The organism is Acetobacter sp. (genome assembly GCF_047721705.1).
GTDB lineage: Bacteria > Pseudomonadota > Alphaproteobacteria > Acetobacterales > Acetobacteraceae > Acetobacter.
This window is the reverse complement of record NZ_JBDNXK010000063.1, coordinates 1-19673: the sequence shown is the minus strand read 5'-3', so window position 1 is coordinate 19673 and position 19673 is coordinate 1. Positions and strand designations below refer to the sequence as shown.

Annotated in this window: 16 protein-coding genes; 3 read left to right on the top strand and 13 right to left on the bottom strand. The window is 56.8% G+C overall.

The genetic code is table 11. The annotated features are described in order from the left end of the window. Positions 1 to 54: 54 nt before the first annotated feature. The 6 genes from ABF824_RS11305 to ABF824_RS11280 form a co-directional block, all read right to left on the bottom strand. Positions 55 to 2124, bottom strand: coding sequence for an acyltransferase family protein (locus ABF824_RS11305; protein WP_415489052.1), 2070 nt, complete (start codon positions 2122 to 2124; stop codon positions 55 to 57). Beyond that, positions 2108 to 5089, bottom strand: coding sequence for an ATP-dependent DNA helicase (locus ABF824_RS11300; RefSeq protein ID WP_415489050.1), 2982 nt, complete (start codon positions 5087 to 5089; stop codon positions 2108 to 2110). Before ABF824_RS11300 ends, ABF824_RS11305 begins: the two co-directional genes overlap by 17 nt. 65 nt (positions 5090 to 5154) lie before the next feature. Then, positions 5155 to 5616, bottom strand: coding sequence for a RidA family protein (locus ABF824_RS11295; RefSeq protein ID WP_415489054.1), 462 nt, complete (start codon positions 5614 to 5616; stop codon positions 5155 to 5157). 55 nt (positions 5617 to 5671) lie between these two features. Continuing rightward, positions 5672 to 6094 (bottom strand): c-type cytochrome, encoded by a 423-nt coding sequence (locus ABF824_RS11290; RefSeq protein WP_415489048.1) that lies wholly within the window; start codon positions 6092 to 6094, stop codon positions 5672 to 5674. Next, complete coding sequence (locus ABF824_RS11285; protein ID WP_415489046.1) at positions 6091 to 7692, bottom strand: flavin monoamine oxidase family protein; 1602 nt, start codon at positions 7690 to 7692, stop codon at positions 6091 to 6093. Before ABF824_RS11285 ends, ABF824_RS11290 begins: the two co-directional genes overlap by 4 nt. Before the next feature lie 157 nt (positions 7693 to 7849). Next, complete coding sequence (locus ABF824_RS11280) at positions 7850 to 8353, bottom strand: Lrp/AsnC family transcriptional regulator (RefSeq protein WP_415489043.1); 504 nt, start codon at positions 8351 to 8353, stop codon at positions 7850 to 7852. A gap of 121 nt (positions 8354 to 8474) precedes the next feature. Here ABF824_RS11280 and ABF824_RS11275 point away from each other — a divergent pair, with 121 nt between their 5' ends. Beyond that, on the top strand, positions 8475 to 9110 hold the full coding sequence (locus ABF824_RS11275; RefSeq protein ID WP_415489041.1) for a LysE family translocator: 636 nt from the start codon (positions 8475 to 8477) through the stop codon (positions 9108 to 9110). A 47-nt stretch (positions 9111 to 9157) separates the two neighbouring features. After that, positions 9158 to 9556, top strand: coding sequence for an ectoine synthase (locus ABF824_RS11270; RefSeq protein WP_415489039.1), 399 nt, complete (start codon positions 9158 to 9160; stop codon positions 9554 to 9556). Between the two features lie 35 nt (positions 9557 to 9591). Here the strand turns inward: ABF824_RS11270 and ABF824_RS11265 are convergent, their stop codons facing one another. The 7 genes from ABF824_RS11265 to ABF824_RS11235 form a co-directional block, all read right to left on the bottom strand. Then, positions 9592 to 10278 carry an ABC transporter ATP-binding protein gene (locus ABF824_RS11265; protein ID WP_415489037.1) on the bottom strand — a complete coding sequence of 229 codons (687 nt, stop codon included), beginning with the start codon at positions 10276 to 10278 and terminating at the stop codon, positions 9592 to 9594. Continuing rightward, complete coding sequence (locus ABF824_RS11260) at positions 10271 to 11524, bottom strand: lipoprotein-releasing ABC transporter permease subunit (protein ID WP_415489035.1); 1254 nt, start codon at positions 11522 to 11524, stop codon at positions 10271 to 10273. Before ABF824_RS11260 ends, ABF824_RS11265 begins: the two co-directional genes overlap by 8 nt. Further along, positions 11524 to 12840 carry a proline--tRNA ligase gene (gene proS / locus ABF824_RS11255; RefSeq protein ID WP_415489033.1) on the bottom strand — a complete coding sequence of 439 codons (1317 nt, stop codon included), beginning with the start codon at positions 12838 to 12840 and terminating at the stop codon, positions 11524 to 11526. Before proS ends, ABF824_RS11260 begins: the two co-directional genes overlap by 1 nt. Before the next feature lie 199 nt (positions 12841 to 13039). Beyond that, on the bottom strand, positions 13040 to 14299 hold the full coding sequence (locus tag ABF824_RS11250; protein WP_415489031.1) for a M20 family metallo-hydrolase: 1260 nt from the start codon (positions 14297 to 14299) through the stop codon (positions 13040 to 13042). Between the two features lie 40 nt (positions 14300 to 14339). Then, positions 14340 to 15608 carry an NAD-dependent dihydropyrimidine dehydrogenase subunit PreA gene (gene preA, locus ABF824_RS11245; RefSeq protein ID WP_415489029.1) on the bottom strand — a complete coding sequence of 423 codons (1269 nt, stop codon included), beginning with the start codon at positions 15606 to 15608 and terminating at the stop codon, positions 14340 to 14342. Between the two features lie 17 nt (positions 15609 to 15625). Continuing rightward, complete coding sequence (locus ABF824_RS11240) at positions 15626 to 16969, bottom strand: NAD(P)-dependent oxidoreductase (protein ID WP_415489027.1); 1344 nt, start codon at positions 16967 to 16969, stop codon at positions 15626 to 15628. Positions 16970 to 17128: 159 nt separating this feature from the next. Beyond that, the gene (locus tag ABF824_RS11235; RefSeq protein WP_415489025.1) at positions 17129 to 19546 is read right to left on the bottom strand and encodes a TonB-dependent receptor; all 2418 of its coding nucleotides are present in this window, start codon (positions 19544 to 19546) and stop codon (positions 17129 to 17131) included. Here ABF824_RS11235 and ABF824_RS11230 point away from each other — a divergent pair. Continuing rightward, the coding region (locus tag ABF824_RS11230) for a hypothetical protein (RefSeq protein WP_415489056.1) at positions 19428 to 19673 on the top strand (246 nt) is incomplete at its 3' end. The two genes, ABF824_RS11235 and ABF824_RS11230, sit on opposite strands and share 119 nt — an antisense overlap.

Below are 19673 nucleotides of genomic sequence, written 5' to 3'. Positions count from 1 at the left end.
ATCACATAGTTTAATAAAATATGGTTAACAATCAGGTCAATTATTGATTTAAATTTATTTTCTATAAATATTATCTTCACCACCAGTTAATATAAAATCAAGAAAGTGTATATTATTCCTCACAAAATTAGGCCTCAGATGGCTCATATCCGCATATTTCGGTTCACCATCCGCATCTAGAACAGAACACAATGGTGTACTCCCACAAATATCGGGATAAGGATCAATGACACCCGCGCCAGCCTGTTGCGCAATGGCACGAAGCATCCTTCTCATATCTTCAGAAGAACGGCGTAATTCCTCTACCGACACGCCAGATCTAATCGCCTCCTCATTTACGCTTGTGCGCCACAAACTACGCTGAACAAACCGTGCCGGGTCAAAACGCGTGTCTATCGGCGTTGGAAGAATCAGCCAGATCTTCTTTACTCCAAGAACAGAAAAACCCCTGATCTGCTCGGAAATCTCTTTTATGAAAGAATCCTGATCTCTCAAATGCTGAAGGACAACAGATGGCCATGCCGCTCCAGCAATGATGGTCTCCACATGGTATTTCTGTATCACCTGCCGTTGAATATCAGGCATTGCTTTGCAGAATTCGAATTGTGATGAATAATCTTTTTTCAAAAATGGACTACAGGCAGGACCAGAAACAAAGACAACCGTATGCTTCAAATGCCCTTCGACAAAAAGCCGTTCAACACGCGGCCCCCATTGAAATGCCAAACTGTCTCCCGTCAGCATGACGGTGCTTCCGGCATTCCCTATGGTTGCAATAGTGATACCGTTTTCCTTACGGACCTTCATATGCGGCGTTCTGGAAAATATCCCTTGTTTTACAGCCAGATTTATCCGGCCGACATTTATACCAGCCGTTGCTGATCCAAACCGCTCCGGCCACCCCTGACGCTGCCAGACGACAAACCCGGCCCCACACAGGATACTGAGAGCCAGCAACAAGCCTAACGCTTTTTGTGCCCGGTGCCGCTGAATACGGAAAGGCCGTTCCACGATTTCTGACGTCAACCACCCCAGCATCAATGAAACACCGATAAGAAACAGACCGGCTCTGTTGCCTAGATTTCCCAGACCATAAACAATGTGATGCCAGCTTATAAAAGGCCAATGCCATAAATAGACAGGATAACTGCTCAACCCGATCCGACGTAAAGGACGCCTTGAAAGCAACCCGCGATTCACAACGCCATCCATCCCTGCGGCCAGCAGCATGGCCGTTGCACCAGCGGGCAGAAGAGCAAATGGTCCCGGGAAAAACTGTCCGGGGCGTAAGCCTGTCAGGGCCAGCACAAAAGCCAGAGCCCCTCCAATTGAAAGCATAGTCCGCCATTGCGGCGATAACTTCTTTCCGCTTCGAGAAAAATTATCATTCTGTAAAAAAGCCACGCCGCCACCGAGCAGGAATTCCCACAGACGACTGAACGGCAGATAAAACCCGGCCTCGGGATCAGTGAAGGAAAAAAAATAGCTGAGAAGAAAAGAAAGAACAAAAACTCCCGTAAATACCCACATCCGCCGCGCACGCAACCAACAGATGCCCATCAGAACCAGCGGCCAGATCAGATAAAACTGCTCTTCGACACCGAGAGACCATAAATGCAGCAGAGGTTTAAGCGCAGCAGCGCGATCGAAATAGCCCTGCTCATGCCACAGTAGAACATTCGGCACGAAAAGAGATGCAGCACTCACATCTTTCCCCAGTCCCGCGAATTCCACTGGTAGAAGCGTGAAGAACCCGAGAATCAATGTTCCGCTCAGAACACAGAGCAGCGCTGGCAAAAGCCGACATATTCGACGGAGATAAAAATCCAGAAGACTGGTTCGGCCTTTATTGTAATGGTCGAAAAGATGCCCCGTAATCAGAAAGCCGGAAATAACGAAAAAAGCATCGACCCCGACAAATCCTCCCGGAACAAGGGCGGGAAAAACGTGATAAAAAACCACACTCAGAACAGCAATCGCCCGCAATCCATCGATATCGGCGCGCCAGCCTCGCCTTTGATTTGAATCGGGATGCGAACGTGGAAATTTCAAAACCGACCCAGACATGGTGATTTCTGCTCTTGCCAAGGTATTCCCGCGTGATGACTCACGCGTTACCTTCAAAAAATGCCCGGATTTCCTCGACAGCCGACGCAATGCCCAACCGATGGGGAATCACACCTGACGGGAATGCGCTCAGAAGTCGGGACGGCGTGCGGCGGTCGAGCAGCACAAACACGCCACGATCATTGCGTGCGCGGATAAGCCGCCCAAAAGCCTGCCGTAGACGCAGACGGGCGATGCGGTCATCATAAAGTTTCGGCTGCCCCTGTGAGAGATGCGTGCGCCGCTCCCGATGCAGGATATCCGGACGCGGCCACGGCACACGCTCGAAGGCCACGAGACGCAGCGCATGGCCGGGCACATCCACGCCGTCCCGCATGGCATCTGTGCCCAGAAGGCAGGAATCCGTTTCCGTGCGGAACACATCGACAAGTGTCGTGTTGTCCATCGCATCGACATGCTGGGCGTAAAGGGGAATGCCCTCCTCTTCCAACGGCGCTGCAATATGCCGATGCACGCCGCGCAGCCGCTCAATGGCCGTGAACAGTCCCAGCCCGCCTCCGCCTGACGCCAGAAACAGCGCCTTGTAGGCCGCCGCGAGCGTCTCGATATCATCATGGGCGACATCGTTGACGATGAACACACGCGTCTGTCGCGCATAGTCGAACGGGCTCGCCAGAGCGGCCCTGAGCGCGGGGGACGGAAGATGACTCGCACCCACGCGGGCTTCTGCCGCTTCCCACACACGTTCGGCCTCCGCATCATGGTCGGTTCCCGTCTCGTCGCGCAGGGTTGCGGACGTGATGAGGAGACCATGGGCCGGCGCGGCAAGCACGGCAGCAAAAGGAAGAGTCGGATCGAGCCAGTGTTGATGCAACCCGACATCCTGTTCGCCGCGTCGCTGCCCTTCGCGGCTCTCCATGCGGATGAAGCGGATGAACTGCGGCACGATCCCTTCTTCGGGCGGAACGCAGAACGTGCTGAGCATTGACACCCATCCATCCAGACGCCCGATAGCACGACGCTGAAGCGCACGAATCATCGCTTCGATACGGGCGCGGGTGGCCGTGTCGAGGCTGTCCGTATCGTCGCGTAATTTATCCTCCAGTCGCATGACCAGAACCCGCAGGGGTTCTGCAATGCGACTCAGAGCCCGGGCCAGCGTGTCAGCCGCCTCGGCAAGACCCGGAATCATGGGATGTAGATCGCATTCTGCGCCATTCCGCCGTGCCGGACCGTGGCCGGGCGTGCGTGCCAGCACCTGATCACGCAGCAACCGCAGGAACGTCTCCGTGGGATTGTCCATCACGGGTTCCACGAGTTGCACCGGCTCAGGCGCGGGAAAGAGCGAGAGCGTCACATCCTCCAGCGGCGCAACAGGCTTTTCAGTTGCGGCCTCCGGCGTCTCCAGCGGTTCGATCCAGAGACGACCGGACCAGCCGGGAGCCGGAAGCGCTTTTGCAGCAAGCAGCGCGGCATCAAGCGGCGTTTCGAGACGCGGATTGTTCGCGACCAGATCATCCAGACGCCGGCGCAGGCCTCGCGCCCGGGAGCGACTCCCTTCCGCACCAAGCAGCCAGCGACGCAGCTCGGCAGCTTCCAGACCGGAAAGTTCCAGCGCAAACGCGCCATCGGCCGCATCGGAAAGATGATGCCCCTCGTCAAACACATAGCGCGTCGGGATACCGTCCTCATCGGGCACAGCTTCTTCGGGCGCTTTCTCAGGCTGGTCGCCCTGTTCCAGCGCGGGCAGTCCCTGCGATTGCGCCCACGCCGCCTGGCTCATGACCAGTGCGTGATTTGCGATCACCAGATCGGCGTCCTGCGCGCGGCGAATGGAATGCTCCACAAAACAGCGCTGATAGTGCGGGCACGCCCCGTGAATACATTCGCCGCGCCGATCAGCGGTTGCGGAAAGCACACCGTTACCGAGAATGTCGCCGAACCAACCGGGCAGATCGCCCCCGAACAGGTCCCCTTCCGAGGTCGCCATGCCCCAGCGGGCGAGCAGCGCCAGCGCGATCATCGGACCGGGACCACGCGTCATCGCGATGTTGACGGCTTCTTCCATGTTGAGCAGGCAGAGATAGTTTTCGCGCCCCTTCCGCACCACCACCCGATTGCGACGCACTGCGGGGTCGGGATGCAAGCGGGCCGTTTCTGCCTCAATCTGGCGCTGAAGGTGACGTGTGTAGGTGCTCACCCATACGGTGCCACCATTACGTTCCGCCCACACGCTTGCGGGCGCGATATAGCCCAGCGTCTTACCCGTTCCCGTCCCCGCCTCAGCCAGCACGACATTGGGGAAGCCTGCCCCTTCACGCGGCGCGAACGCATGAGTAGCAACGTCAGCGAAATCCGCCTGCCCGACACGCACTTCCGCTTCTGGGCCAAGAATCTCGCTAAGCCGCGCCCGTGCTTCGGCTGGCGTAACCGGATTGGCCGCCGGTGGAGAGCGTGGCGCGCCATCCTCCCATTTCGGCAACACATTCCAGATTCGCAGCGCTTCGCCGGGCTGCATGGCGTCACGCGATGGAGGCGCTTCCACACCAAGCGCTTCGAGAACAGCGCCACTCCAGATCCATCCCGCCTGCCTCAGGCGCGTGGCCAATGCGGCGAGAAACGCCTGATCGGGGCCGTTCCGCTGCGTCCGCAAATCTGCCAACAATCGCGCCGCGAGATCCGGCAGCGTGTCCGCTTCCACTCTGCGCCCATTCAGATCGCCCAACCCCAAAGCAATGGCCAGTCCACGCGGCGTCGGGGCGACAGCCCGGGCTGGGTGCACGAACGCAAACAGTTCCAGCAGGTCGAACCAGGGCGCGGGCTGGCCAGGTGGCGATAGGCCCAGCATCCGGGCCGTGGCGGGCGCATGCACGACCAGCGGCGGCGATTCTTCCTGAATGAACTGCCGCGCCCGCGTCCGGTTGACCGTCAGCAGTTCGCCATCAGCAGTGAGGCACGAAAAGAAGCCATGACCGGCGACGAGTGCAGGCGCTTCATGGGGAGAGGGGAGCGTGACGGACATCTGCCGCCAGTCTAACGCACGATGGCAGGGGCGCAATCATGGGATTGCGCCACCCTCATACCACCCTATTTGGCAGGAGGACGGGCCGCCACCACTTCAATCTCAATGAGCCATCCCGGATTGGCAAGCTGCGCCACCGCGAACGCTGAGCGAACAGGCAACTGAGGCTGCCCGGCAGTCCCGAAGAACCGGCGATAACCCCGCATCATGCCTTCAAAATCCAGCTTCTTCGTCGCTGGATCGGGCACCATGTAAATATGCATCTGCACAACATCGCCCATCCCCAGTCCCATCTTACCAAGCTGGTCGCTGATACGCTGGAGAGACGCCGTTGTCTGGTCTTCCATGTCGCCATAGGCGGCAATGCTGTGGGCGGGCGCATGGGAGTCGCGCACGGGGGCGCCCATGCCGCTGAGATAGACTGTCGCGTAACCGGCAGGCACTTCGACAGCCGAGGCAATGGGGAAATCCGGCACCGGATAGCGAATGACACTGCTCGGTGCGGCGTGGCTTTCCACGCTACTCATCAATCCCATCGCCGCCAGAAGGCAGAAAGCGGTCCTGCGCGTATAATGGCTCATTCTAATCTTCCTCTTCCGTGATGACGGGACGCATCGGCGTGATGTCCTGCGGCTTGAGCACATCGGTATATTTATTGCCGAAATGGCTGCGGATATAATTCACAACATCCGCCGTCTGTCTGTCATCCAGCATACCGGAAAACCAAGGCATCGCGCCGTAACCATGCAGGACGATGGACGCCGGATAATACGGGCTCTGGAGATGGGAATTTTTGGCCAGCGCCGGAATGTTCGCGCCAGCCCCGGTGCCGCCACGCCCATCCGCCATATGACAGCCCTGACACACATGCCGGTAAATCGCTTCGCCGCTGCTCAGCTCTTCCGCCGATCCCGCACTGGAAAAGACACCTGATGTATCGGCCTGCGCCACACCCACCACCAGACAAAGCCCAGCGAAAGCTGCGAGAAGAAACCCACGCATCATGCGGCTCCCTTTGCCCGTTTGTGCAACTGGGTCACCGCATCGAGCGACGAAAGAATCGCACCTTCCTGCCAGCACCCGATATAGGAGGCGTGTTCGCCCGCCAGCACGATGCGCCGATCCATCGTGCAGAGCGTCTTGTAGTGCATCTTGCGCGCTTCCTCGCTCCACATGGAGCAGCAGCCGATGGTCCACGGCACCCGGCTCCATGCGAAACTCACGCCGTTGAGAAACTCCTTGCGATATTGCGGATGAATGGCTGCACCCTGAGCCAGCGCCTGCTCGATACGTTCCTGCGGCGTCATGCCCGCGAAGTCATAGGCAGGCGGTCCGAACATATAACCACCCAGCAGAACCGCCGGCCCTTTGCTGAACGCGCCGTGGCTGGGATAGGAAATCTGCCCGATCGGCTGGTCGGTGAAGCTGATGCCGCCATAGATTTGCTCGTCCTCTTCCCAGAAGCGTCGACGAAACTCCAGACCGACCTTCACGGAAGAAGCATACGGCACCGCGCCGATCGCGGCCTTGAGATCGTCGCTGACCTGTACATCGAGTTGCGAGAGTATGGACAGCGGAATGGTGCAGACACAGAAATCCGCCTCGGCTTGTTGGGTTGCACCGCCCCGCGCCATGTCGTTGTAAGTGACCGTGACGCCCTTATCGCTCTGGTGAATAGCTGTCACCTTGCAGTTGAGTCGGATCAGATCCTTCACCTGCTGGGTAAACGCCTTGCCGATCTGGTCCATTCCACCAACTGGCTGGAACATCGTTGTCTGCATGTCCAACGTCTCATGAAACGCCAGCCAGTTCCAGAAACCGGACTTCCAGACATCGCCCCGATCGAGCAGCCCGGAAGGCTCGGGAATACCACTCAGCCCCCCGCCCCGCGCTTTTCCGAAGCCTCGCCGCAGTGAACTGGTCACGCCTTTTTCATAACGGAGATTGCGGTTCAGGCCGCCCCACCCGCTCATGGCGTCACGCACATGCGCGCGCTCATCAAGTGTCAGAAGATCATCCAGCTTGTGCTGATCTACCGCCTTCGCCAGCAATTCCGCCGTAAAACCATTGAAATCGCTGTTGAACTCCCGATAGCGAATGGCTTTGCCGCCAAACTGGCCTGTCGAATGCAGCCAGCTATTGTGATTGACCTCAATAAACGGTTCGAGCTGCACACCGAACGCCCGGCAGTAATGCAGCAACCCCTGATGATGATAGGGAATGCGCCAGGGACCGGGATTCAGGTAATTTCCGGTGGAAAACGCAACTTTCTGCGTTGCGCCGCCCATCTCCGTGACGGTATCGCCTCCGCGTAATGTGATGTTGCGACCGCCGCTGCGGTTCTGGAATTCGAGAATCGTAACGGCATAGCCCGCTTTCCGCAGTTCATACGCTGCCAGCATTCCCGCGAGTCCGGCGCCCAGCACTACGACCCGCGTACCGCGCTTCGCCCCATCCAGCACGGGGGGACCGGCAAAATCAGTCCCTTGAGCATGACCCAGACTCGTCATGGCCTGATAAAGCGCGACACTCCCCGCCGCGGCGCCAATGCGCGTCAGAAACTGCCTGCGCGTCTCCGCCCGAACCCGTGCATGCGATGTCATGACCGTCCCTGCTGATCCGTGAAAGATAATTTTGTTATTGCATCAGAACAATCTTGTGGACAGAGCGAAATATGAAAAAGGTAAAGTTTAGTTTGGAACGGAGGAATGTATGATCGCAGCGGGAGCCGTTTATTTTATTACACTGCTAAAAACCCAGCTATCTTTGGTGATCTGAATCACAATCACGTAGATGATCAAGAGGAAGCGGTGACGCAGCCTTTATTTTCTGAATGGCAAAATTACTCCTGATATCACGCACATTCGGCAATTTCAGCAAAGTGTCTGTAAGGAATTTCTGATATCCGGCGAGATCGGGCACAACAATTTCCAGCAGATAGTCGGATTCACCCGAAACCAGATAACAGGAGGTCACTTCAGGAAGATTCTGTATGGATGACTGGAAATTCGTTGCCACACCATCGTCGTGGCGTTCCACTTTTATCCCAACAAATACGGTGAGACCCAACCCGATATTCTCGCGCTCCAGCGTAGCACGATAACCGGAAATAAGGCCCATTTCCTCCAGAAAACGCACACGCCGCAGACAAGGCGATGGAGAAAGCCCCACCTTTGCTGCCAGATCCACATTTGAAAGCCGACCATTGAGTTGAAGCGCTGCCAGAATGCGCTGATCAATGGCGTCCAAATATACTTTTGGCATGATCTCTCCATATCAATGGATATTGCGCATTATTATGCCAAAATACTCCAACAAAAAAGGTATATTCGCAAGGACATGCGTCCATCACCACGCGTAATCTTCCTTTCATAAGGAGAGCGTGATGCCCGATATTGGAATTTATGCAGGCGCACTGGTGATCGCTTATCTTGTGCCGGGCGCAGATATGATTCTGCTGTTGCGCACAGGTGGAACCGACGGCCGGAAACATGCTCTCGCCACAGCCGCCGGACTGGCTCTGGCACGGACAATTCATGTCTCCGCAGCGGGATGTGGTCTGGCGACGCTGCTACGGACGTCGCCGTGGTTATTTGATATCATCCGATATATCGGCGCGATTTACCTTATCTGGCTCAGCATTCAGATCCTGCTTTCAGCCCGAGACTGTCCTTTGCCTTCCGTTCACCTAGCACATGATAAAACGACTGGTTACTTCAAGGCTATCCGACGCGGGCTTGTCACAAACGTCACCAATCCGAAATCGTTACTTTTCTGTTCCGTTCTCTTGCCGCAGTTTATTGTGCCTTCCTACAGCGCTGGCTGGCAATTTTTCATGTTAGGAACAATTCTGGTTCTGATCGGTGCAGCTTTCGATGTATTTTATTCGTGCGTGGGGACTTCAATGGGAGAATGGCTGAAACTCCATCCCAAAATCTATAGGATACAACAGTCCTCTTTTGCTGCACTCCTCATGGGATTTGCTGTACATTTAGCATTTGCTGCGCGGATAACAGGATAATTCCAACCACAGAATAACGGCTTGGTCTCTCCAGAAAGGATATCACCATGATTATAAGATCAGTATCAGAACTGAAAGATACCGAGCGTCATGCAAGCGGGACTGGCTGGGAAAGCACGCGGCTCTTGATGGCTCACGACAAGATGGGCTTTTCCCTGCATGAAACAATCGTGCATGAAGGGCAGGAACTTACCCTGCAATATCACCATCACCTTGAAGCCAATTTCTGTATCGAAGGACAGGGGGAAGTGGTGGAAGTAGCCTCGGGAAAAACCCACCCCCTGAAGCCGGGATCACTTTACGCCCTGAACCACCACGACGCCCACATCGTTCGTGCGACACACGGATCACTCCGGCTCGTATGTGTGTTCAATCCTGCGCTGAATGGACGCGAGAAACATGTGAATGGTGGCTATGAACCTACTGTTGCCGACGATCAGGCATAGGTCCAATTACGGCGTTGACTGTGATGAAACGCGCCTCACCAGCCCTCTTCCACCAGTATCCCATCCCGCAACGTCACCACCCGATCCATCCGGGCCGCCAGTTCCTCATTATGGGTCGCAATCAGCGCTCCCACACCGGAGCCACGCACCACACGGAGCAGCTCCTCGAACACAATATCTGCTGTCGAGACATCAAGGTTTCCGGTCGGCTCGTCAGCCAGAAGAACGGACGGTGCATTGGCGAGTGCGCGGGCAATGGCGACACGCTGCTGTTCACCACCAGACAGCTTGCCGGGAAGATGGTTCAGCCGGTGGCTTAGCCCGAAGAGGCCCAGCAGTTCCTCCGCGCGACGACGGGAAGCAGCGGGCTTCGTTCCCGCAATCATCTGCGGCAGGGCCACATTTTCACGAGCAGTAAACTCGGCGAGCAGATGATGAAACTGATAGACAAAGCCGATTTCCGAGCAGCGAATAGCCGTCTGATCCCTGTCCGGCAGACGGCTTGCATCACGCCCGGCGATCTCGATCACACCTCCATCCGGATGATCCAGCAATCCCGCGATATGCAGCAGCGTGGACTTGCCAGTGCCAGAAGGGGCAACCAGCGCCACCGTCTCACCAGCCCGCAGTTCAAAATTCACGCCGCGCAGGACATGCAATGTCTCGTCGCCGCTGACATAGGAGCGCGTGATATCGCGTAGGGCCAGAACGATCTCACCCATGACGCAGCGCCTCCACCGGATCGGTCTTCGCCGCCCGCCATGACGGATAGAGGGTCGCCAGCAGCGACAGACCAAGCGCCATGAGGATAATCTCGATCACCTGCCCCCAAACCAGCTTCGCCGGAAGATGTTCGAGGTAATAGACCTCCGGGTTGAACAGGTTCGTGCCGGTCAGCTTCTGCAAAAGCTGACGGATGCGCTCGATGTTTTCGCAGAACAGAACGCCTAGAACCGTGCCGAGGACTGTGCCGGTCACCCCTACGGATGCGCCGCACATCAGGAAGATGCGCATGATCGCGCCGCGTGTCGCGCCGAGCGTGCGCAACACGGCGATATCGGCGGTCTTGTCCTTCACCATCATGATGAGGGACGAAACCACGTTGAAAGCGGCAACAAGAATAATCAGTGTCAGGATCAGGAACATGACGTTCTGCTCGACCTGTACCGCACCGAAGAACGCGTTGTTGCTGCGTGTCCAGTCGATCACACGAATGCGCGGATCAGCCAGCGTCTGGGTGATGGCCTGCGTTACCGGCTGCACGTTTTCAGCGTCGGTCGTCATGACCTGAATCTGGGTCACAGCATGCGGCTGCTGGAAATAGACCTGTGCGGCTGCAAGCGGGAGGAAAACATAGCCCGCGTTATAATCGTTCACGCCCGCATCGAAGATCGCCACCACCTTGTAGGCCCGCACGCGTGGCACTGTGCCAAACGCGGTGGCAGCACCGTTGGGCGAAACCAGCGTGATCTTGGAACCAATGGTCAGGCCCGAGCGATCCGCCAGCGTGACACCGACAGCAATCGCATCATCACCCTGAAAATCGTCGAGGGAGCCAACGATAATCGACGAACTGACTTCCTTAAGATCCATCAGCCCCTGCTTCGTCATGCCATGCACGACACCGCCGGAACTGTAGTTGCCGACACTGAGGAGCACCTGCCCCTCCAGCAACGGTGTGGCGCTGACGACGCCCGGAACTTTCCTGACCTCATCAGCAATCGAATCATAGTCCGTAATCGAGCGCGTGACGTTGGCGCTGTAGAGTGAGAGATCACCATTCAGACCGAGGATGCGTCCCATCAAGTCGGAGCGGAACCCGTTCATCACCGCCATGACGATGATGAGGGTCGCCACACCGAGCGAGATGCCCACCAGCGAGAAGATGGCGATCACCGAGACAAAGCGCTCACCTTTTCTCGCCCGCAGATACCGCCCCGCGACGGCGCGCTCGAAGGAGCCGAACATCAGGCGCCAAGGACTTTCGCCAGAGCTTCGTCCACGGTCAGTTCGAGACGCTCACCTGTGGCACGACGCTTCAGTTCGACCTTGCCTTCCTTCGCCCCACGCGGACCGACGATGATCTGCCACGGATGCCCCATCAGGTCAGCATCGGCGAACTTGGCGCCAGCACGATCGGAACGGTCATCGTAGAGGAACTGCTCGGGCGCCTTGTTGTAAAGCGTCTCGCACAGCGTATCGCAGGTCTCGTCACCTACTTTCAGGTTCAGAATCGCAGCCTTGAACGGCGCGACACTGTCAGGCCAGATAATGCCCGCTTCGTCATGGCTGGCCTCGATGATCGCGCCGACCAGACGCGACACGCCGATGCCGTAGGACCCCATTTCCGGATAAACCGGCGTGCCGTCCGGACCAGCGACGGTGATATCCATCGACTTGGTGTATTTCGTACCGAAATAGAAGATGTGCGCAACCTCGATGCCGCGCCCTTCCCGACGACGCTCAGCAGGCACGGATTCCCATGCCTTCTCGTCGTGCTTCTCGTCTGTGGCAGCGTAATAGGACGAAACGTTGTTAAAGAACTTCTCAAGGTCTTCCGACTTGTCCACGTCCACCGGATCGGCCAGCCAGTCGAGCGTGTCGAGTGCACCGTCATAGAACACGCCGCTCTCGCCCGTCGGCGCAAGGATCAGGAACTCGTGGCTCAGATCGCCACCAATCGGCCCTGTATCGGCCACCATCGGCACGGCGCGGACGCCGAGGCGCTGGAAAGTGCGCAGGTAGGACAGCATCATACGGCGATAGCTGTCGACAGCACCCTTGTAATCGATATCGAAGCTGTAGCCGTCTTTCATGTAGAACTCGCGACCACGCATCACACCGAAACGGGGACGGATCTCGTCGCGGAACTTCCACTGGATCTGATAGAGTATCTGCGGAAGTTCCTTGTAGGATTTCAGCTCCTGCCCGACGACGTCGGTGATGACTTCCTCGTTGGTCGGTCCATAGAGCAGTTCGCGCTCGTGACGGTCCGTAATGCGCAGCATCTCCGGGCCGTAAGCGTCATAGCGGCCTGAGCGCTTCCACAGTTCGGCGGACTGGATGGTCGCCATGAGCACTTCCTGCGCGCCGACACGATCCTGCTCCTCGCGCACGATGTTGGCGATGTTGCGCAGAACCTTCAGGCCTGCCGGGAGCCAGGTGTAGATGCCCGAAGCCGTCTGCCGGACGAGACCGGCACGGAGCATGAGCCTGTGCGACACGATCTGGGCGTCGGACGGGGTTTCCTTGAGGGTAGGCAGAAAACTGCGTGACAGGCGCATGGTGCGGCTTTCGTTCCTGTAGACGGAATGATGACCGGAAGCGGTCGTTACCTTGCGTGATCTCTCACACCGGCGCGGGATGCAAGCCCCCTGCCCGGTCAAAACGTCGGTTTCCTGTGCCTTATAGCAGAAAGGGCCGGAACAGGATGGCTTTCGCCCCTCCTTCCGGCCCTTATCAAAAGACTAAGAGTGCTCAGTCCTAACGGTCGAACGTCTGGTCCGCCTTGAGCACGGCCGCCAGCAGCACGTTCGCGCCCATCTCTGCATCCTGTTGCAGGATGCTCTCCTCCTCATTGTGACTGAGACCATCCTTGCAGGGCACAAAGATCATCGCCGTCGGCGCGACCTTAGCGACATAACCAGCATCATGGCCGGGGCCGGAAACAATCCGACGCGCACTGTAGCCACGTTCCGTTGCCGCCTCTTCCACCATGCCGACACACGCTGCATCGAAGTGAACCGCTGGCGCGTCCCAGATCTGCACGATCTCAAGCTCGACGCTGTTGTCCTGGGCGATTTTCTCCAGCTTCCCGCGTAGCTCCTGCTCCATCTGCAACACCACAGCATCATCCGGATCGCGGATATCAATGGTGAAGAACACCTCACCCGGCACGACATTGCTGCTGTTGGGACGATTTTCGATGAGACCGACCGTCCCCACCGCGCTGGGACCATGCGCCTTCGCCACTTCACTGACCGCCATGATCATCCCGGCGGACGCGACCAGCGCGTCATGACGCAGCGGCATCGGCGTTGAGCCCGCATGGGCGTCCTTACCGCGCACCGTCACCTCGTACCAGCGCGCACCCTGAATGCCGGTGACGATACCGATCGTCTTGTCCTCGGCCTCCAGAATCGGCCCCTGCTCGATATGCAGTTCAAAATACGCCGAGATCGGGTGCTGACCGCAGGGTTCCTTGCCGCGATAACCGATCGTGTCCAGTTCATCGCCGAAACGGATACCGGCGCGATCCCGCTTGTCCAGCACTTCCGCTTCCGTAAAAATGCCAGCGAATACACCTGAACACATCATCGGCGGTGAAAAGCGCGAGCCTTCCTCATTGGTCCAGTTGATGACCTCAATGGGGTGACGTGTCGTGTAACCGGAATTATGCAGCGCACGGAGCACGGACAGGCCGCCGAGCACGCCCAGAATACCGTCGAACTTGCCACCCGTCGGCTGCGTATCCAGATGGCTGCCCATCGTGATGGGAGGCAGCGCATTGTCCTGCCCCGGACGACGGGCGAAGAGATTGCCCATGGAGTCAAAGGACACTTCGCAACCCAGATCGGTGCAGGTGCGCACGAACCAGTCACGCACCTGACGGTCTTCATCCGTAAGGGTCAGACGGCGGATGCCTCCCTTCGGCGTGCCACCATACTGGGCCGTTTCCATCAGGTCCCCCCAGAGGGTGTTACCATCAACCTTGAGATTGCTGCCTTTGACTGTCTGGGACACGCACTTTCTCCTTGTTCAGATAAAATCGGGAAACAGGCCGTTACGCCATGACACGATGCGGATTATTGGGATGTTCCGGCCATGTCAGATGCCCTTCGACAGGCTGCGGTTCCATGGTGATACAGTTATCAATCGGGCAGACATGGGCGCACAGATTACACCCCACGCATTCCTCTTCGATCACTTCGTAATGCCGTTCGTCACCAACACGCGTTTTGGCAATCGCCTGATGGGACGTGTCTTCACAGGCAATGTGGCACAGGCCGCAACTGACGCAGGCATCCTGATCAATGTGCGCAATCGTTTTGAACTTCATGTTCAACTGATTCCACGGCACAAACTGCTTGAGTGCACGCCCGGAAACATCGTCGATCGAGCTATACCCCTTCTGGTCCATCCATGCGGAAAGACCGTCCGCCATGTCCTCGACAATGCGGAAACCGTAATGCATCGCCGCTGTGCAGACCTGAAGCGTTGTCGATCCCATCGCCAGAAATTCGGCAGCATCACGCCAGGAGCCGATACCACCAATTCCTGAAATCGGCATGCCAGCCATCTCAGGATCACGCGCAATTTCGCCGATCATGCGCAGCGCAATCGGCTTCACTGCTGGTCCGCAATACCCACCGTGCGTGCCCTTACCGCCGACAACCGGCATAGGGGCCATCTGGTCCAGATCAACGCCGATCACGGACTGAATGGTGTTGATAAGCGAGACCGCATCCGCACCACCACGCTTGGCCGCACGCGCAGGCATGAGAATATTGGTGATGTTGGGCGTCAGTTTCACAATCACCGGCATACGGGTGTTCTGCTTGCACCAGCGGGTGACCATTTCCACATATTCAGGCACCTGCCCTACGGCAGCGCCCATATTTCGCTCGGACATGCCGTGCGGACAGCCAAAATTCAGCTCGATACCGTCAGCGCCCGTTTCTTCAACGATTGGAAGGATGGCTTTCCATTTATCCTCCTCACACGGCACCATCAGGCTGACGATGACAGCACGGTCCGGATAATCCCTTTTTACCGCCTTTATTTCCGCGATATTGGTCGCAAGCAGACGATCGGAAATCAGCTCGATATTGTTCAGGCCGATCATGCGTGCGCCGTTGAAGTCCAGCGACCCATAACGCGAACTCACGTTCACGACTGGTGGATCTTCACCAAGCGTCTTCCAAACCACACCACCCCAGCCTGCCTCAAAAGCGCGACGGACGTTGTATTCCTTGTCCGTCGGCGGCGCGGAGGCGAGCCAGAAAGGATTGGGAGAGCGAATGCCCGCGAAAACTGTTGTCAGGTCAGCCATATTCCCGTTCCTCTCTCTTATGCCGCGCTCGAAAGAGCAGCATTGATGGCTTCCGCCGCATCCCGTCCGTCCCGCACTGCCGCGACCGTCAGGTCTTCGCCCGGCGTGCAGTCTCCACCAGCGTAAACGCCCTTCATGCTGGTGCGATAATCAGCATCCACCATGATACGTCCGTTCTCTATCGCAATTTCTTCGCCGCTGATCTGGTCATGACAGAAGATCTGCCCGACAGCTTTCAGCACCATATCCGCTGGAATAAAGAACCTGTCGTCTGCATTATAGACAGGCTTACCGGACTCATTCAGGGAACCCCGCGCGAACTCCACTCCGGCAAGCGCGCCTTCCTCCTGCACGATGGCCACAGGGGACGACCACAGCCGCACGGTGACACCGTTCGTCTGCGCCCATTCCCGCTCGACCGCTGTCGCCGACATGTTTTCCGCACCACGGCGATAAACCAGCGTCACCTCTTCCGCTCCCAGACGCCGCGCCTGCACGGCAGCGTCGACGGCAGTGTTGCCGCCACCGATCACGACGACACGCCGTCCAACAGGCACATCGGTTTTCGGCATCGACCGCAGCGTTTCGATGAAGGAGACCGCGTCTTGCACACCTTCGAGCGTCTCCCCTTCCATTTCCAACTGCCGAACACCGGTGAGACCAATTGAGAGGAACACGGCGTCATAGTCGCTCTTCAGTTCTCCGACACTGAAGTCGACCCCCAGCGTCTTGCCACCGACGACCGAAATCCCACCGATAGCAAGAAGGAAATCCACCTCTTTCTGCGCGAAGTCATCTGAAAGCTTGTAGGCTGCAACGCCATATTCATTCAGACCACCCGCTTTCACATGACGATCATACAGCACCACGTCATGACCATACATCGCAAGGCGATGAGCGCACGCCAGACCCGCGGGCCCCGCCCCGACAATCGCCACACGTCGGCCTGTCTCTGGCTGACGACGGAAAGGCTGCCCCCCATGCTCCATCTGCCAGTCGGTCGCGTGGCGCTGCAACTGGCCGATCCTGACCGGACGTCCTTCTTCGAGCGTGTTGTGTACACATTTCTGCTCACACAGAATTTCTGTCGGGCAAACCCGGGCGCAGGAGCCGCCGAGAATGTTGGAATCCAGAATCGTGCGTGCCGATCCCTGCATGTTGCCCGTCGCAATCGCCCGAATGAAACGGGGAATGTCGATACTGGTGGGACAGGCTTCGATGCACGGTGCATCATAACAATAGAAGCAGCGCTCAGCCTCCACCAGCGCCTGCTCATGGGTAAGCGGCGGATGCGCATCGGAGAAATTGTGATTGAGCTCAAGCTCTGTCAGGCGGCTGCTTGCTATGTCGGGGGTGGGCATTGGCAAACTTTCCAATAAGATTCCTGTTCGAAATGATCGTGGCGCATTTGATGCGTGTCCGCAACATTTTTTCTGACCATTTAGTCAACTTTTTCGTCAGACAGAAAAAAGGCCCGCCAGCTTCCACTGACGGGCCTTTTTCCGGGATCTGACAGGAAATCAGAAACCGGTGGACATTGAAAAAGAAACCGTGAACGGGGGCGACAGTGTATAGGTCGGCGCCGAACCCGCAGCGAACTGGGTGCCATGCACACCCGTTGTCGCATGGGCGAACGGAGACATGGAATAGACCCCGTTCCGATAGAGCGAACCGGCCAGATTCTGGAAGTTGAGCTGAATCTGTGGCGAACGCAGGCGCCAGACATTCGAGAATCGATAGCCGACTGTCAGCGTGTCCGTAATATATGGATGCAGTTTCTCGTCATTGACGAGCGTCGCATACTGAGAGCCGACATATTTCAGGTTGAGGTTGAGGAACAGGTGGCCGTTGTCCCAGTCCACACCGAGACCACCCATTTCATGCGGAGTCTGAGCAGGCCGTTTTCCCTTAGTCTGAAGATAGTCACCAAGATAATGGATATTCGTATCCGTGGTCGCGTCGAGATATTCGAAGCTGATATAAGGACGGAAATGACCAAAGATGGGACGCGTGGCAAGCTGTACATCAACGCCACGTGACGTCTGATTGCCGACGTTCATCGTCGTCGCCATTGGCGCGCTACCGAAATAGCTCAGGACCGTCATCTGGCGATTCGTAAAGTTGTAATTGAAGAAAGAAATATCGCCGACGAACATGTCATCATGATAGCGATAACCTATCTCTTCATTGATGGCATATTCCGGTTTCACATTGTCAGATGGCGCCGTCGACATTGAGCCATCCACATTATACAGCTCGAACATTGTGTTGTTGTTTGGCATCTTGAAGTTGGTCGCTCCCCGCACATAGAGCTGATGATGGCGATTGAATGTGTAGCTGGCACTGAATTGCGGCAGTGGCTCGAAAACATTCTGCCCGCGATGCTGGACAAGGTTGGGCACATAACTGTCAACCTTACGATTGACCATCGCCAGACGCACGCCCGCCTGCAATTCCAGCTTGTCCTGCAACAGCTTTACCTTATCACCCAAGTAAAGCATGTTGACCTGGGTGAACGTGTTATGATCGTTCAGATACCACTTCTTTCCATTCACTGTGCGGTAGATGTTCGGCCCATAATCACCGTAAATGTTGGCAGGGCCACCATCGTTCTGGTTGATGTAGGAAACTGGTGTGGACTGGTTGGTACGCGACCATTCATACCACCACCCAAAGGTCAGCGTATTGATCCCTTTGGTCCACGTTACCTTGGCGTTGTTACCCGTGCGGTGGTAACTGAAATAGAGTGGTGAATAGACGGTTGTGCCGTTGGCAACATCCACGTCTACCGGCTGGTTGCCCGAATAGGTTTGTCCATCTTCGACCGTGCTCACACCACCAATGGTGCCTGACCCCCACCAGAGATAAGGCGTATCATCAAACCGCAGACCATCCGCCAGTTTCAGGGAGAGAGGCGCGGACGCAATAAGGTTCTGGAAAGCATCCAGACCATACTTATAGTAGTTCGTACGATCATTTTTGTCGAAACGGGACTTATAATCCAGATGCTTGCCATACTCCGCGAACTGATCTTTCGTGGGATACATATCAAGCTGCAACTGGTTGGTGTTGTAGCTGGCATTGATTGTCCAGCGGCTTTCCGGCGTAAAATCCTTGATCAGTTTGAAATCGACATGCTTGCGGGTGAATTTTCCGGGACCACGCCAGTTATCCGTCGCTGTATTTGAGAATGACGCAAAAGCACGCACTCCGGTATTCCCGATATCGCCGCTTTCCAGACGCACGAATTCCCGGTGCATATTGTAGGAACCGTAGGAAAAATCGACAAAACCGCCTCGCCGATGGGACGGATCGATCAACTCGGCATAAGCACTACCAGCTGCAGCAGAAATGCTGGGAGTATCAATATCGACTGATCCGGGCATAAGAGAGACGGACTTCAGGTTATCACCATCCGATGTCTGGTTTGCATAAAAACCGCCATCGCCCACGTCATTGACGGGCGCACCGTTATAAATCCAGCCGACATGGTCACCGGGCAGTCCACGCAAGGTCAGATTGCCGCCCGCAATACCATAGGGCTCTGTCAACGTGACAAAGGCACTAGGTGTCAACGACAGAACCTGCACGGGGTTGGCGGACGGTGGCTGCTTGGCAATAAAATCACGTGTCACAGACTGGATGGTTCCAGCGCGCGTTTCGAGACGCATGAGGCCGCCGCCGGGCTCCCGCCCCGTCACCCCCTGCGCTGAAGCCGCACGGCCTGCCACATGAATTTCCTCTCCACCGCCGCTCGCCTTGACTGCATGAGGTCTGGAAACAGCAGGCTTTTTTACCGCGGGACTACCAGCGGCCTTTTTGACTGACTTCGTCGAAGAAGAGGCATCCCGCGCAACTGCTTCCTCAGTTAACGTGGAAGCTCCACAAATCGTGCTGGCAAGAAGAAAATGGAAAACTGAAAGGCGTTTGCGGACCATATTTTTTCCTGCTCCAGCGACGAAACGTGAAAATGAATCGATACCGCACAAATATAGTTTTTTGATCCGGATTCGCAACGATAATTCGACCATATGGTTAAGTTTTTTGCCGCCCACCCCCTATCCC